Genomic DNA, 15,983 nt, shown 5'->3' on the forward strand with positions numbered 1-15,983 from the left:
AACGAAGCCTGCTATATAGGACTCGTAAGAATTGTTATGACTGGTATGATATTCCCCCAAGTGGATGAGCGAGTTGGGAGCGGGATTGTGCCTTTGCGCGGCCTTCGTACCGTGGTCGGAGTTACTGAAGCCGATCAGGGCGATACTGCAACCAGCACTTGAAGAAACCCTAACAAAGCTGATCAGGGCAAAAAAGCCGATCGGAGACAATCCCGCACGTGCGGGACATGAGCAAAGGTATTAACCACGGGGCACAGCCGCAAAAAGGCACAATCCCGCTCCCAACGGAGCGAAGGAATGCAATAAAATTGTCGCATAAAAGTGCTAATCGAGACCATGTATTTCGATACATAAGAATAGGATACTTTGATGGCTCACTATTTGAAATCTTATCTTCATTTTCAAATAATCGTTATGCGACTCCTCCTGATCACGTGTTTCCTTGTCTCGTCGTATTCATGCTTTTCACAGGACAGCTCCTTCGTTGCCGACATAAACCTGGAAAATGTTGAATATCCTTTTCCGGTGAAATATATTTCTCTGAACTCACAGCAACAGTCACTCCGGATGGCTTATATGGATCTTGAGGGACAGGAACCGACAGGGGAAGTGATTCTTTTGTTACACGGAAAAAATTTTTGTGCAGCCTACTGGGAGCAGACCGCAAGGGACCTTTCAGCAATGGGATTCCGCGTGATAATGCCCGATCAGGTCGGGTTTGGCAAATCTACCAAACCCGAACATTACCAATATAGTTTTCAGCAGCTTGCTCAAAACACCCGCGCAATCCTCGATACCCTTTATATCAGAAAGGTCATTGTACTTGGCCACTCCATGGGCGGAATGCTGGCAACGAGATTTGCGCTTATGTATCCGGAGATGACCGATAAGCTAATACTTGAAAACCCACTTGGACTGGAAGATTGGAAGCTCTCTATTCCATATACTTCAGTAGATTACCTGTACCAGGCTGAATTGAGACAAAACTATAAATCGATTAAACAGTACCAGCTCACAAACTATTACAATAACAAGTGGAAACCCGAATATGAGAAGTGGGTTGGCATACTTGCAGGATGGACCAAAAACAGGAATTATTCATTGCTTGCCTGGAACTCAGCGCTTACCTATGATATGATATTTACTCAGCCTGTGGTTTATGAATTCAAAAATCTTTCTATGCCAGTGCTGCTGATTATTGGCCAGCGTGACCGGACTGCTCCTGGTAAAGCAAATGCGCCCGCAAAGATCCGGGAATCATTGGGTAATTATCCTAAACTAGGCAGGCAGACAGCCCGGCAAATCGCGTCTTCAAGGCTTGTTGAACTTGATAATGTCGGACACCTTCCCCATATAGAGGCTTACGATCGGTTCAGAACTGCACTGCTGAAATTCCTGGTTAAATAAGCCAATTATTAAAAATCTCCCGATTATTTTTAATAGGTTCCTGAATCTGTTATTATTAAATTTGATGTTCTCTATATCCCGCGCAACGGCCTGCTTCCATAGTTAAAAGATTATATACAATTGCAAAAAAAATTGCAGGATTATCTGATTATTCATGAGTAGTATTAAAATGAAGTGTTTGTGTTTACTGGGATTTATAGCCGGTTATAACGCAGCAGAGTCGCAAGTGATTACGATGGAAGAAGCGTTGCAGACGGCCATCGCCAATTACCGCACGATAAAAGCAAAACAAAATTATCTCGGGGCCTCCAGGGCCAACGAAAAACAAAGCCGTCGTGAAGCTCTTCCCAATCTGACGGTGGCAGCACAGCAGGACTACGGAACTGTAAATGGACAAAACGGTCCCCTATATGGCTTTGGGGGATTCGCCGTCGCATCTTCAGGCCTTCCATTGCCCAGCCAGAATTGGAACGCGGCTTTTGGAGCCCTGTATCTTGCCAATCTTAACTGGGACTTTTTTGCATTTGGCCGGGTCAGGAATCGAATTGAAGTGGCCGGCAAAGCAGTCGAAAGAGAAGAAGCGGATTATCAACAGGAGCTATTTCAACACCAGGTGCGGGTTGCGGGCGCGTACCTTAATTTACTTGCCGCGCAAAGGCTTACCCGTTCATGGGAAAACAATCTTGTACGGGCGGATACTTTTAAACTTGTTGTCACAGCAAGGGCAAAAAACGGTCTGATAGCCGGGGTAGATTCTTCACTTGCGAACGCAGAGTTATCAAGTGCAAGGTTGCAACTCATCAGGTCAAAAGATACTGAACAGGAAATGGCAAACAGGCTGGCCGTTTTGATGGGCATTCCCGGCAGAGAACTAAAGGCGGACACAGTTTTCATCACCCGCCTACCCGAGGTACTTCAATCAACGGTTCCAAACCAGGAAACTCATCCGATACTTGAATGGTACCGGAAAAGAATTGAAGTGAGTGATGCTCAGACAAAATATCTCAGGAAACTTAGCCTGCCCGTGTTTTCTATGTTCAGTGTTTTGCAGACCAGGGGTTCCGGCTTTGCATCAAATTATGCACAGGATCAAACGGCATTCAACCAGAATTATCTGAAAGGAATTGAACCGGTAAGATCAAACTATCTCGTAGGAATTGGTGTTACCTGGAACCTTACCAACCCGCTTCGGGTGAGTCAGCAGGTTGCCTCTCAAAATTTTGTTTCTGCTGCACTGCGCGATGAGTTTGAACTGACCAGTCAGCAACTTCAGGCCCAGCTGGCATTATCTGAGACAAAAATCGCCAATGCCGTTGCTAGCTACATGGAAGCTCCGTTGCAAGTGAAAGCAGCCTCTGATGCATTTCTGCAACGGACTGTTCTTTATAGAAATGGTCTAACTAATCTCGTTGACGTCACCCAGGCTTTATATACACTGAACCGTGCTGAAACCGATCGTGATATAGCTAATAATAATGTGTGGCAGGCTTTCCTGTTAAAAGCGGCAGCAAGTGGCGATTTCCAAATGTTCATTAACGGATTGAAAAAGAACTGATCTGAATTATGGGATTAATAAAAAGTGCGCTTCGTAAACCGATCAGCATATTGGTACTCGTGGCCGGGATATTGTTTTTCGGGATGAATGCTGTTCGCAACATCAAGGTAGATATTTTTCCGGCTATGAATTTGCCGGTGATCTATATCTCGCATCCATTCGGTGGATATACACCCACCCAAATGGAAGCTTTGTTTGGCAAACAATACGTGAACATCCTTCTTTTTGTGAATGGGATCAAGTCAATCGAAACCAAAAATATCCTGGGTCTCACCCTCATGAAGCTGACCTTTTATCCTTCCACAGATATGGCCCAGGCCGCGGGGGAACTTTCAGCTTTTTGTAACCGGGTTCAGGCCGTATTCCCCCAGGGATCAAACCCGCCTTTTATCATCCGTTTTGATGCTTCAACACTTCCTGTTGGCCAGCTTGTGTTGAGCAGTCCCACCAGGTCAAACAATGAGCTGGCAGATATGGCGAACGTTTATGTGCGTTCGTCGTTTACCTCTATTCCGGGTCTTGTTGCGGCACCACCTTTTGGTGGAAACGTTCGTTCCATCCTGATTAAAGCAGACCCTGATCTACTACGTTCGCACAACCTAACACCGGATCAGCTGGTAGAAGCACTGAAAGTAAATAATCAAACCACGCCATCAGGAAATGTGAGGATCGGGGATTATAACTATTTCACTCCAACCAACACAATTATCAAAACTGTCAAAGACTTTGAAAACATCCCGCTCTTTAAAGGAGGAGTACAAAATCTTTATGTGAAGGATGTTGCAGTTGTTGAAGATGGTGCGGATCAAACTTCCGGCTATGCTCTCGTTAATGGCAAAAGATCGGTTTATCTGAATGTTGCAAAATCTGCTGACGCCTCCACCTGGGAAGTGGTCCAGAATCTTAAAGCGAGCCTTCCACGTTTCCAGGCTTTGTTACCGGAAGATGTAAAATTGTCTTATGAATTTGACCAGTCGGCCTATGTAATGAATGCTGTCAAGAGCTTGATGATTGAGGGGGCCATCGGTGCGATATTGACCGGGTTGATGGTTTTGATGTTTTTGGGTGATGCCCGCGGTGCATTGATTGTTATACTGACCATCCCGGCCTCTATTATTGCCGGCGTTTTGTTCCTTCAATTATTTGGACAGACTATAAACATCATGACACTCAGCGGTCTTTCACTTGCCATTGGAATCCTGGTTGACGAGTCGACGGTGACGATTGAAAATATACACCAGCACTTCGATATGGGTAAACCTAAGGCGCTCGCAGTCTGGGATGCCTGTAAGGAAATCGCATTTCCAAAGTTGCTGATCCTGTTTTGTATCCTGGCAGTATTTGCACCTGCATTTACGATGACCGGTATCCCCGGCTCATTGTTTCTGCCACTTGCGCTTGCGATTGCATTTTCAATGATCACTTCATACCTGCTTTCCCAAACTTTTGTACCGATCATGGCGAATTGGATCATGCGCAATAAACATGAACGGAAGAGAGGAAAAACTGCGGGTGTTAATCCGGCAGGAGATGATGCTATTCATAGCCCCATTGTGGCAACGGATGATGCAGGGTTACCAATTTATGCAGCAAACCCGGCTGATAGCAAGAAAAAGCTTAGTCCATTCGAACGTTTGCGCGCAAGATATTTAAGGTTCATTAACAGGATGATGCCCTTTAAAACAATTATCGTTTCTGCATACCTGCTTCTCGCTATTGGTGCAGCTATATACTTTTTAGCCAATACCGGGCGCGACGTACTTCCAAAAGTAAACTCAGGTCAGTTTCAACTCCGGCTTCGTGCACCGGATGGAACGCGGATAGAACGGACAGAGGAAAAACTGGTCCGCGCGATTACAGAATTGGAAGGACTGGTTGGCAAAGAGAATATAGGAATCACTTCAGCTTATGTTGGTGCTCACCCGGCCTTATTTTCAGTTAGCCCGATCTACCTTTTCATGAGTGGCCCGCACGAGGCAGTTCTGCAGGTTAGTTTGGCTGAAGGTTTCCATGAAAATATGGATGCTTTGAAAGAAAGGTTCAGAAAAAGGCTGAAGGAAGTGATGCCTGATGTCAGCTTATCTTTCGAACCCATCGAGCTGACTGATAAAATCCTAAGCCAGGGTTCGCCAACACCTATTGAGGTGAGGATAGCCGGCAGGGCCAAAAAAACAAACGAAGAGTATGCCTATAAGCTGATGGCTGAACTAAAAAAGATCTCTTACCTGAGAGATATTCAGATTGCACAATCCATCAAATATCCATCGTTCAACATAAACATCGACCGCATTCGTGCTTCGCAGCTTGGAGTTGATATAACAGATATTTCCAGGTCATTAATTGCATCGACTTCTTCTTCAAGGTATACAGAAAAAAATCAATGGATCGATGAAAAGGCAAACCTGACCTATAGTGTACAGGTGCAGGTGCCGGAGAACCAGATGACAAGTGTTGAGAGCATAGGTGAGATACCTATCCTTAGAAACGTTTCAAGACCAGTACTCAGCGATGTTGCTACCATCACTCCTGATACAACATATGGCGAAAATGATAACCTTGGTTCTGTGCCGATTCTGTCCGTAACTGCTAACCTGCATGAAGTTGATCTTGGAACTGCAACTGCGGCGGTAAACGAAGCTATCCGTAATCTGGGCGATTTGCCAAGAGGTGTGACTATGGAAACAATTGGTTTGAGTACAGTGCTTACCGAAACGCTTGATAGCCTGCAATCAGGATTGATGGTCGCAATCATTGTGATCTTCCTGATGCTTTCGGCAAATTTCCAATCTTTCAAAGTTTCATTTGTGATCCTCACAACGATCCCGGCGGTAGTACTTGGGGCTCTAATAATGCTTAAGCTCACTGGCTCAACTTTGAACCTGCAATCTTATATGGGTATCATTATGTCTGTCGGAGTTTCGATTGCCAACGCGGTGCTGCTGATTACCAACGCAGAGCATTTACGGAGAATTTCAGGTGATGCAATCGGCGCTGCAAAAGAAGCAGCCTCTCTCCGCATCCGCCCGATAATAATGACCACACTCGCGATGGTGGTGGGAATGATCCCGATGGCGGCTGGATTTGGAGAAGGCGGCGACCAGGCTTCTCCTCTGGCAAGGGCTGTTATTGGTGGTTTAATTGCATCTACCTTTGCTACACTGATCGTGTTGCCATTGATATTTTCATGGGTTCAGAAAAAAACAAGTATTGTATCTGTGTCTCTCGATCCCGAGGATAAAGAGAGCCGTTTCTATGCTGGAAAAGAGGCTTAAAAATATTATAACTGCAAATGATGAACAAAGTTTTAGAATTTATAAAGATGGGATCGCTGGTGGTGATCCTTGTCAGCCTGGGTAGCTCTTGCGGGTCTTCTGAAGGGAAGGCTGAAATTAATAAGGCACCTACGAAAGTAGATGCACCAGCCTATGAAGTACTCGCATTGAAAAAAGATAAAATATCCACCTCATTCCGCAGTCCCGGTGAGTTGATCGCATACCGGCAGGTAGATCTGTATGCGAAGGAGGTAAGTTTTGTAAAACAACTTTTTGTTGATGTAGGAAGCCAGGTTAAAACCGGCCAGTTGCTTGCAACTATGGATGCTCCTGAAATCAGTACACGTCTTGCGGCTTCTGAATCGAGGGTAAAGTCGCAGGAAGCAATCTACCAGGCAAGCAAATCAAATTACGACAGGTTATTCGAAACGAGTAAAACACCTGGAACCATTTCCCCCAATGACCTGGAACAGGCTGCCGCCCGGAAAAACTCCGATATGGCTCAGCTCGAGGCAGCCCGTTCTGCTTTAAAGGAAGTAACAATTACCCGTTCATATCTTGAGATCAGGGCGCCTTTCAATGGAGTCATTACCACCAGGAACATCCAGCCTGGTGCATATGTGGGACCATCCGGGAAAGGCTCAGAATTTCCTTTGTTTACTCTGCAGCAACAGGACAAATTGCGGCTTATCGTTTCAGTTCCTGAGGCCTACACAGGTTACCTTCGAAACCTCGATGAAGTAAATTTCACTGTAAGAGCGATGCCGCATGAAAAGTTCAGGGCAAAAATTGCGCGCCTTGCCGGCGCCCTGGATTTAAAACTTCGTTCCGAAAGAGTGGAGATGGATGTATCAAATTCTGCTAAAACGCTTTTACCCGGCATGATTGCCGAGGTAGATATCCCCATGCCCGCGCGCGATAGCTCATTTATAATTGCCAGGACGGCTATAGTAAATTCACAGGAAAAGATTTTTGTGATCCGCATCCGCAATAACAAGGCTGAATGGGTATCAGTTACCCGTGGCCGTGAGTTGAATGGGCAGACGGAGATATCCGGCGACCTCTCCACCGGAGATCTCATAGTTAAACAAGCCAACGAAGAAATCCGTAACGGCTCAGTAATAAAAAACCTGAAAACAGTAGCCCATTAAAGAGAGATATGAATTATGAGTTATGAATTATGAAAGGGTTCCACCACCAACCTCCGATAGGGGGTTGACTTAGCATAACCCAGGGGTGAAACACCGGGTAAATGATGTATTACACTGTTCAAAACATTGGCTATTCATTTAACTTTACCAGTTACTAACTTAGTCCGGGTCAATGTTCGACGAGAATAAAAAGAATACTCATTTCACTCAAAAGCAAAAGGGATCTGTTTCGATAGAACAGGCCTTTGAAAAACTCAAATATTATTGCGGTTACCAGGAAAGATGCCATAGTGAAGTGAAAGACAAATTATATTCACTTGGCCTCTGGCAAACGCAGGTAGAGGAATTAATCTCCCGTTTAATCGAGGAAAATTATCTTAACGAAGAACGATTCGCGCAGCAGTTTGCCGGTGGAAAATTCAGGATGAAACAATGGGGTAAGATCAAGATCACTTATGAACTTAAGAAAAAAGGAGTGAGCCCTTATAATATCAAAAAAGGCCTTAAAGAAATAGACCTGGATGATTATGATAAGATTTTTCAGAAATTGAGCGAAGACAAACTTGAATCGCTGTCAAGCGAGAAAAATATATTGGTAAAAAAGAAGAAGGTCCAGGATTATTTATTGCAAAAAGGGTACGAAAGAGATCTTATCAATGATGTGGTTCGGACTATTGGGAAAAAGTAAGATTCAGTACATCAGTCCAAATTATCTCGATAAATCCAGCCTGTCCCGGAAATAATACACAAACATGTAATGAGGAGCTTCATAATTAAATGCGCGCAGGCATCACTCAAGGATTTGCACATAGTGTTTAAGTTCTTAACACCATCCCGTGATATGCTAAAAATCAGTAGTTTCGCTCCAAACCAATTGTAAGATGAAGTTTATCGTTTCTTCTTCGGCATTATTGAAACAACTCCAACAAATAAGTGGGGTAATCAATGCGAATACCGTACTGCCGATCCTGGAAGATTTTTTGTTCGAAATCGAAAAAAATAAGCTGACTGTTGTGGCCACTGACCTTGAAACCGTCATGAAAATTGAAATGGAGATAGAAGCCAAGGATAATGGCCGCGTTTGTATTCCCGCAAAGATCCTTCTCGACTCATTGAAAAACATCCCTGATCAGCCGCTCACTTTCAATATCGATAAGAACTTTGGAATAGAAATTACCAGCGACAATGGGAAATATAAGGTGATGGGAGAAAACCCGGACAATTTTCCCAAGGAACCGGTTTCTGACGAAACGACTTCGTTTACGATCACCTCATCGGGTTTGGTTACTGCCATTAATAAAACACTTTTTGCCGTTTCAAACGATGATTTGCGCCCGGCAATGACCGGTGTATTCTTTGAAATGGACAAAAAAGGTATACAATTTGTTGCCACGGATGCTCACAGGCTGGTGAGATATAAAAGAACCGATGTAAGTTGCCCGAAAACGGATACGCTTATCGTTCCAAAAAAACCGCTCAACTTGTTGAAAACGGCGATGCCTGACAATGATGATGAGTTAACGATCAGCTATAACAGCAATCACCTTTTTGTGAAACATGGCACCACACAGATGAGCTGCCGGCTCATTGATGCCCGTTTTCCGGATTATAAAGTCGTAATACCTGCAGACAATCCATATAAACTTACCGTTAATAAGAATGATTTCCAGGGTGCGCTGCGCCGTGTGAGCATATTCAGTAATAAAAGTACTAACCAGGTTGTCCTGAATATCCAGGGTAGTGAATTACAGTTGGCAGCACAGGATGTGGATTTTAGCTTTGAGGGCAATGAACGCATGAAATGCCAGTATGATGGCGAAGATCTCCAAATCGCTTTCAACGCAAAATTCCTGATTGAACTGCTTCATGCTGCGGATACCCCGGAAATATATGTTGAATTATCAACCTCTACTAAAGCCGGGATCATAAAACCGACCGAGCAGGAAGAGAACGAGGAACTGATGATGCTGGTGATGCCACTTATGCTGAACAATTAGTATTTGGGCAATTAACATTTCCACTGTATTATTTAATTATAATTTTGAAAGTCAGGATGCAAAATCAAATTTTTTGAATCCTGACTTTTTGTATTTAAGTTAAATCAATGTTCACCCAGGTAAGATCATACGATAATTATATTCCCGCAAATATGATCCTGTCCCGCCTGGATCAGGAAGGGATAAGAGCATATCTTCAGGATGAACATACAGTGACCATAGATCCGATTATCTCTAATGCGATAGGTGGCATTAAACTGATGGTCATTACAGAACAGCTCGACCGTGCATTGCAACTCATAAACGGGTTTGAAGAAGCATACAATAAAGCCGGAGCCTGCCCTAAATGTCAATCTACAAAAGTTAAATTTCTCATAGAGCCCGAAACAAGCCGAAACTGGTTCAAAAGCATCGTTGATAAATTCACCGGAACTTATGGTACGGGATCAAAAGGAATTTATCATTGCTATGACTGTGGCAATGAATTCAGTGAATTACAAATTCCAGTCCTGGAAGAAGACGAAAAAATAACCCCGGAAAAATCGTAAATTACTGATACAACAGATTGCCTGTTATGCAAGATTTTATGAATTTTTGGGAGCATATTGCTACCTGGCAGAGGATGGTGATCCTGCTTGGTGGAATGATTTTCTTTTGGTTGATTGAAGGTTATTACCCGCTATTTACTTTTTCATGGAAACGTTATAAACATGCAGGGACAAACCTGGTATTTCTTGGAACTACTGTATTGCTGAATCTTATTTTTGGTGCAGTCACCATATGGGTTTGTGACTGGGTAACGAAAAACGATTTTGGTTTACTTAACTGGCTCGAACTACCACTCTGGTCAGGAATACTGCTTGGTCTTTTTCTTATGGACTTGTTTGGCCAGTATATCCCACATTATATCATGCATAAAGTGAAGTTCATGTGGAAGTTCCATATGATCCATCACAGCGATACAAAGGTAGATGTCACTACCGGAACAAGGCATCATCCGGGTGAATGGCTGTTTCGCGAAAGCACGACAATTGTTGGTGCTTTCCTGATTGGGCTACCTGTTGGAATGTATTTTCTTTATCGGAGTACTGCAGCGATATTCACACATTTCAACCACGCAAACATCAGGGTGCCGCCTTGGCTTGATAAACCTATAAGCTGGATATTTGTTTCTCCAAATATGCATAAAGTGCATCATCATTATATGCGCCCCTATACAGATAAAAATTTCAGCAATATTTTCTCATTATGGGATCGCATCTTCGGGACATTCGCATATGATGATCCCCGCAATCTGAAATATGGGCTGGATGTGCTTGATGATAAGGATGATGAGAATCTCAAATATCAATTGCGGATTCCCTTTAATAAAAATATCAAAACGGACTATTGATTTCGTCACGATTGGAATAGTGAAGAAAAATAGCTGACGCAGGGGATCATAAGTATTAAAAATCCGAAAAAACATTGAAGTACCAGTAAGATAAAGCTGACCAACTGGTAAAGGTTTTTGCGACTTTTATAAATGATACATATTCCGAGGAAATGGAAAATCAAAAGACTAGTGACACCATTTCATTGTCAACTTGTTTCTTCTTGAACAGAAATTATTTTAGTTGAGGACTAATGAAATCAGTATTTAGATAAGGGTTGAATTCGTCGATGGGTCGAGGTAGAAAGTACCCTTTTATCAATTCTTTATTGATGACACAAATTTCAATATGAAGTCTTTCTGTAAAATATGAGCCTAAATAAATAGGCTCACCTTCAACAAATGCACTTCTTATGGTATCATACGGTATTAACCCTTCGTTCTTATTTGCTTGATGAACATATTGGATAACTGCGCAGTCTAACAAGCGTTTCGGACCTTTGTTCACTGGCATTGGGTGACCACTCTCCCTCATCATTGCCTCTAATGATTTGTGTGCTTCTTTTACTATATTAATTGAACTCGGCTCAATTAGGTTTAAACAGTTACCTAATTCTATAATAGCACCAATTACAAATGGGTTTACGATTGGAATTTTGTTCTTTTGCTTACCGGTCGCACAATCGATCGCATATTCTAAAGCGCGAGCGGGGTTTTGTTCCCAGAAATAAACGCCACCACCCAGCCAATCCCATTTATTATCGCTTTGTATTAATTGGTCTTTACCATTAAGAACACGCAGTCCTACTTCTCTATCGCAACTATGAAAACCTGTTATTTGAAAAGGTTGATGGTATGCCAATGGAGTTATTTTTTCTTCTCGTCAGGGAGTTTTTGATTGTTAGCAGGTGGTTCCTTAACAATACCTGCGTCAATCAAAAATTTCAACGCGGTTTCAGGAGATTTTAACGCTTCTTGAGTTACTTTCTTAATTGCTTCGATTTGTTGGTTGATTGCTATTTGTGTCATGAAATCAAAGTTTTTTTGGCCAATAAAAACCTGGTTAGTCCATTTACATGGATTTACAATTAATAAATTTTGACACTATATATAATTTATAGGGCGGATGCAACCGCTCTTTTTTATTTCCACTAATGTAGGGTTTTAACTTTCGTTCGCACCAGTGTAAGGAATAGAAGTTATACACCTTTCTTAATAACCTTTAGTAGAAATATTCTGCCCGAAATTATTGATTCATATTGCAATATGCTGATTGCAATCAGCGATTTCTATATAACAATCAATTCAGCCGCAATTCTTATATTAGTATTAAGTACTTTCTAGCTAGTTATATTGGAAGGAAATAATAGCAATTTAATAGATACGTCAGTTTAATTATTTCGATATACACTTTAAAAACGGTCAAATCGAAATAACGTGCACATAAGTCAGATTAGAGTAAAAATTGTGGAACTATTTTTTCAGATTGTTGCATTTGCTACTGTTGCTGTTGTTGTTGCTGCTGGATCATCTCCATGTACCTGCGATAGGAGTTGCTGTTATCATCTACCTTTACCGGGTGCGGGCGTAATACGGTCGCCTTATCTTCCAGGTGATGCCCATCTTCATAACTCACAGAAACTCCCACCTCAAGTTTATGATTTGAGGTCCCTTTGTATGTGCCCTTCACGGGGGAACAGTCATTAAAACTTCTGCCCACGGCGAGCCGCACATGAAGATCATTGGCCACTACGTTATTTGTTGGATCAAGCCCCAACCAGCCATAATATGGGATATAGGCTTCAACCCAGGCATGTGTGGCACCCTCACCTCGCATCCCATTACGGTTAGGACAAACATATCCACTGACATAACGGGCAGGAACATCGATCATCCTCAACATCACCGATAAAACCTGGGCAAAATCCTGGCATACGCCGGCCTTTAGCTTCCAGACCTCATCTACGGTTGATTCAACACTGGTGACACCCTGGATATATTTGAAATTTTTGTATACATAGCCATTCAACCTGATGCAGGCCTGCAACGGAGTGATGGATTTACTGTCGATATTATCGGCAATTTCCTTTAGTTCTGACTGCGATTCAAAGCGCTCCTGCTTGAGGAAATCAATATAAGGCACTGTCGAGCGAAGACGTTTGAGTTGCTCCCACTGATCCTCTTTGGAATGTGAATCCTGCGGAATAACCCTGCTATGAGTAAAAACTTCAATTTTGGATTCAATCTTCAGTTCTGCATGCGGCTGGGCATGCATAAAAGATCCAACTTCATTACCATAATAGTCGGTGTAGGTATCGACAGGTGGCGTACCGGTTATATGTAACTCCTGTTTTGAAACATCCTGGTATTGATCTTTCACCGGATATAACATGATCTGATTTGCACTGTCCCTCACCGGAACCTGGTAACTGTACTTTGTAATATGGTGAATTTTAAAACGCGGCATTCTTAAATATTAGATTTTTTGTGATGTTTAAGTGTGAGCAAAATAATAATGATAATGTGTAAGCAAAATAATGTTTAAGTGTAAACAAAATAACGCTTAAGTGTAAGCAAAATAATGCTGATTGAGGCCATTCGCTATCTGATGCAGGTCCTTTTTAATATCCAACAGGTATTCATGCAGATTTTGCTCCATGATGGTGTCCGGGGTTGAATACAGGATTTTACTCTTGAGTTTACCAATCATGAAATCCATCTTTTGAAAGCTGTCAAGGTTGTTTTCATTCCTGAATCGCTCGAAATATCGATGAATATGGTCGAGTGAATACATCACTGACCTGGGACAATTTTTATTGAGGATGATCATTTCAACCACATTTTTTGATTCAAAGCCACCCCGGTAAGTTTTGATATACAATTCATAAGCTGAGATCGACATTAACAGGTATTTCCAATAAGTGATATCTGAAACCTTGGAAAACCCACTGTCAATATTGCTCACCTTAACGTCCACAATGTCTGCTGATTGTATGGCCCGTTCAAGTAATCTTCCAATATTCATAAAAGAATACCCTTCACCACGCGCCATTGTAACCTCGGAAGTGGCAGAATAAAGAAGCCCATTCTTTATCAGGTTGTCTATCACTGTAATAGGGTCATCCTTTTCCAGCAGCCATTCTACATGCGGATCTTTTATGGCATGATAGTAATCATTCAGGGCCTGCCATAATTCTTTGGTGATATGATCCTGCACGCTCCTGGCGTTTTCCCTGGCCCTGGTCACGATGTTAAGGATCGAGTTGTGGTTTTCTTTTCCAATTACCATGAACTTCAGGGCGGCCCGGGTATTTTTTTCCATCGCCGTGGTGTCGGCTTCATCCAGGTAGGTAAATAAACGAAGTACAGGGTTCCATGAAAAGTCCTTCCCCTCATCCTGCGAAGAAGCATAATTCACTTTCAGCATGCGAAGTATACCATCGCTGCGTTCCATGTATCTTGTCATCCAGTATAAACTATCCGCTACTCTGCTCAGCATATATTAATCAACATATATTTTGAAAGTTTCAGTCTGCCCACAACCATAATTGTCTATAAATATTTAATCAGCCAGCACCCAGGTATCTTTGCTTCCACCACCCTGGGATGAATTTACTACCATAGAGCCCTCCCGGAGTGCTACACGGGTAAGGCCGCCGGGTACGATCTCGATACCATCGGGTCCGCACAATGCATAAGGCCTTAGATCCACCCTCCTTGCCTGCATCTTATTATTCATATAACAGGGCGCAGAAGAAAGCGAAATGATCGGTTGGGCGATGAATTGCCGCGGATCTTTCAAAACTTCTTTCATATATGTTGCGATCTCCTCATCTGTTGCTGAATTACCCATCAACATACCATAGCCACCGCTTTCATTTGTTTTCTTGATCACCATATTGGAAACATTCCCAATTGTGAAATCACGGTGTTCCTGGTTGTCGAGTTTATAGGTAGGAACATTTTTAAGGATTGGTTCTTCATTCAGATAATAGCGGATCATTTCAGGCACGTAGGTATAAATCGCCTTGTCGTCTGCCACACCGTTTCCGAGCGCATTCACTATAGCAACATTTCCCTTGCGGTATGCACTGAGCAAACCGGAAACACCGAGTGCACTTGCCGGGTTGAAGACAAGCGGATCGATAAAATCTTCATCTACCCGACGGTAAATCACATCGACCTGTTGAAGGCCGGTGGTCGTTTTCATGAAAACCCGGTGATTATCTACCACAAGGTCACGTCCTTCAACCAGCTCTACGCCCATAAGGCGCGCCAGTGTTGTATGTTCAAAATATGCTGAATTATAAATACCCGGGGTCAGCAAAACAATTGTAGGATCAGATGACTTACCCGGCGAAAGCGACATCAGGTTTTTATGCAGGATGTTTGGGTAATCCATAACGCTCCGCACATTATTATTCGGTAGCAGATCAGGAAAAATACGCTTAGTGATCTCGCGATTCTCGAGCATATAGCTTACACCGCTTGGAGTGCGAAGATTATCTTCCAGGATGAAAAATGTGCCATCATTGTTTCGGATGAGATCAATCCCGGCTATATGAACATAAATGTCATAAGGCACCGGAAAACGATGCATTTCGCGAAGATAGTGCGGGCAGCTATACACCATTTCAACCGGCACAATGCCGTCATTGATGATGAACTGATCGTTGTATACGTCTTTCAGGAAAAGATTAAGTGCCTTTAAACGCTGTTTGATGCCTTTTTCAATGTAACTCCACTCAACAGCAGTAATAATACGGGGAATGATGTCAAAGGGGAAGATTTTTTCGATTCCTTCTCCACTACTGTAAACGGTAAATGTAATGCCCTGGCTCATAAAAAGCCGCTTGGCAAGATCTTCTTTCTTGTTTAATTCTTCAACACTAAGTTTACTCATGAACTCAACCACCTGTCGGTATTGTTCACGCACGCCTCCCAGGCTACTCATCTCATCCCAGGTTTGAGAATCGAGTTGATAGCCGTTTAGCAGTTCGCTTGTTTGCATGACCATCGGTTTAGGTAAAATAAGATGGCAGTAGTCGTTGTTCATGCATCCCTATCGGCCGATCGGGATCTAAACAAATATAACGATCCGGACCCAAAAGAGGATAACCAATCTTTGAGGCCAGGCAAGTTTTTTGAGGTATTCAATGAAGTTTTCTGGATATTTACAGGCCTTAATCGGAGAGGCCTCTTCAACCCCATATATAGCGGTCTTTATAT

13 protein-coding genes are annotated in these 15,983 nt (G+C 42.8%); 8 read left to right on the forward strand and 5 right to left on the reverse strand.

Annotated features, from left to right (window positions below; genetic code table 11):
* The first annotated feature begins 414 nt into the window (after window positions 1-414).
* The 8 genes from VK664_RS13075 to VK664_RS13110 all read left to right on the forward strand — a co-directional run bounded on the left by VK664_RS13075 (window position 415) and on the right by VK664_RS13110 (window position 10,775).
* Window positions 415-1,407, forward strand: a complete 993-nt coding sequence (locus VK664_RS13075) for an alpha/beta fold hydrolase (protein ID WP_461399113.1) — start codon at window positions 415-417, stop codon at window positions 1,405-1,407.
* A 154-nt stretch (window positions 1,408-1,561) separates the two neighbouring features.
* Entirely contained in the window at window positions 1,562-2,962 is a 1,401-nt protein-coding gene (locus VK664_RS13080; RefSeq protein ID WP_461399114.1) for a TolC family protein, read from the forward strand.
* 8 nt (window positions 2,963-2,970) lie between these two features.
* On the forward strand, window positions 2,971-6,234 hold the full coding sequence (locus VK664_RS13085; protein WP_461399115.1) for an efflux RND transporter permease subunit: 3,264 nt from the start codon (window positions 2,971-2,973) through the stop codon (window positions 6,232-6,234).
* Between the two features lie 20 nt (window positions 6,235-6,254).
* Window positions 6,255-7,385 (forward strand): efflux RND transporter periplasmic adaptor subunit, encoded by a 1,131-nt coding sequence (locus VK664_RS13090; RefSeq protein WP_461399116.1) that lies wholly within the window; start codon window positions 6,255-6,257, stop codon window positions 7,383-7,385.
* A gap of 172 nt (window positions 7,386-7,557) precedes the next feature.
* Complete coding sequence (locus VK664_RS13095; protein ID WP_461399117.1) at window positions 7,558-8,073, forward strand: regulatory protein RecX; 516 nt, start codon at window positions 7,558-7,560, stop codon at window positions 8,071-8,073.
* Window positions 8,074-8,266: 193 nt separating this feature from the next.
* A complete protein-coding gene (dnaN, locus tag VK664_RS13100) occupies window positions 8,267-9,382 on the forward strand; it encodes a DNA polymerase III subunit beta (protein WP_461399118.1) in 1,116 nt (371 codons plus the stop codon).
* A gap of 107 nt (window positions 9,383-9,489) precedes the next feature.
* Window positions 9,490-9,930, forward strand: a complete 441-nt coding sequence (locus VK664_RS13105) for a putative signal transducing protein (RefSeq protein ID WP_461399119.1) — start codon at window positions 9,490-9,492, stop codon at window positions 9,928-9,930.
* 26 nt (window positions 9,931-9,956) lie between these two features.
* Window positions 9,957-10,775 carry a sterol desaturase family protein gene (locus VK664_RS13110; protein WP_461399120.1) on the forward strand — a complete coding sequence of 273 codons (819 nt, stop codon included), beginning with the start codon at window positions 9,957-9,959 and terminating at the stop codon, window positions 10,773-10,775.
* Between the two features lie 214 nt (window positions 10,776-10,989).
* On the opposite strand, the gene VK664_RS13115 is transcribed toward VK664_RS13110, so the two are convergent.
* From VK664_RS13115 to VK664_RS13135, 5 genes are all read right to left on the reverse strand, one after another.
* Window positions 10,990-11,616, reverse strand: a complete 627-nt coding sequence (locus VK664_RS13115) for a hypothetical protein (RefSeq protein ID WP_461399121.1) — start codon at window positions 11,614-11,616, stop codon at window positions 10,990-10,992.
* 5 nt (window positions 11,617-11,621) lie between these two features.
* On the reverse strand, window positions 11,622-11,783 hold the full coding sequence (locus tag VK664_RS13120; RefSeq protein WP_461399122.1) for a hypothetical protein: 162 nt from the start codon (window positions 11,781-11,783) through the stop codon (window positions 11,622-11,624).
* Between the two features lie 469 nt (window positions 11,784-12,252).
* Window positions 12,253-13,221 (reverse strand): transglutaminase family protein, encoded by a 969-nt coding sequence (locus VK664_RS13125; RefSeq protein ID WP_461399123.1) that lies wholly within the window; start codon window positions 13,219-13,221, stop codon window positions 12,253-12,255.
* A 96-nt stretch (window positions 13,222-13,317) separates the two neighbouring features.
* Entirely contained in the window at window positions 13,318-14,253 is a 936-nt protein-coding gene (locus tag VK664_RS13130) for an alpha-E domain-containing protein (RefSeq protein ID WP_461399124.1), read from the reverse strand.
* 63 nt (window positions 14,254-14,316) lie between these two features.
* Entirely contained in the window at window positions 14,317-15,765 is a 1,449-nt protein-coding gene (locus VK664_RS13135) for a circularly permuted type 2 ATP-grasp protein (RefSeq protein ID WP_461399125.1), read from the reverse strand.
* Between the last annotated feature and the right edge of the window lie 218 nt (window positions 15,766-15,983).

The sequence above is a fragment of the Flavitalea sp. genome (assembly GCF_035489435.1).
Classification (GTDB): domain Bacteria; phylum Bacteroidota; class Bacteroidia; order Chitinophagales; family Chitinophagaceae; genus DATHKG01.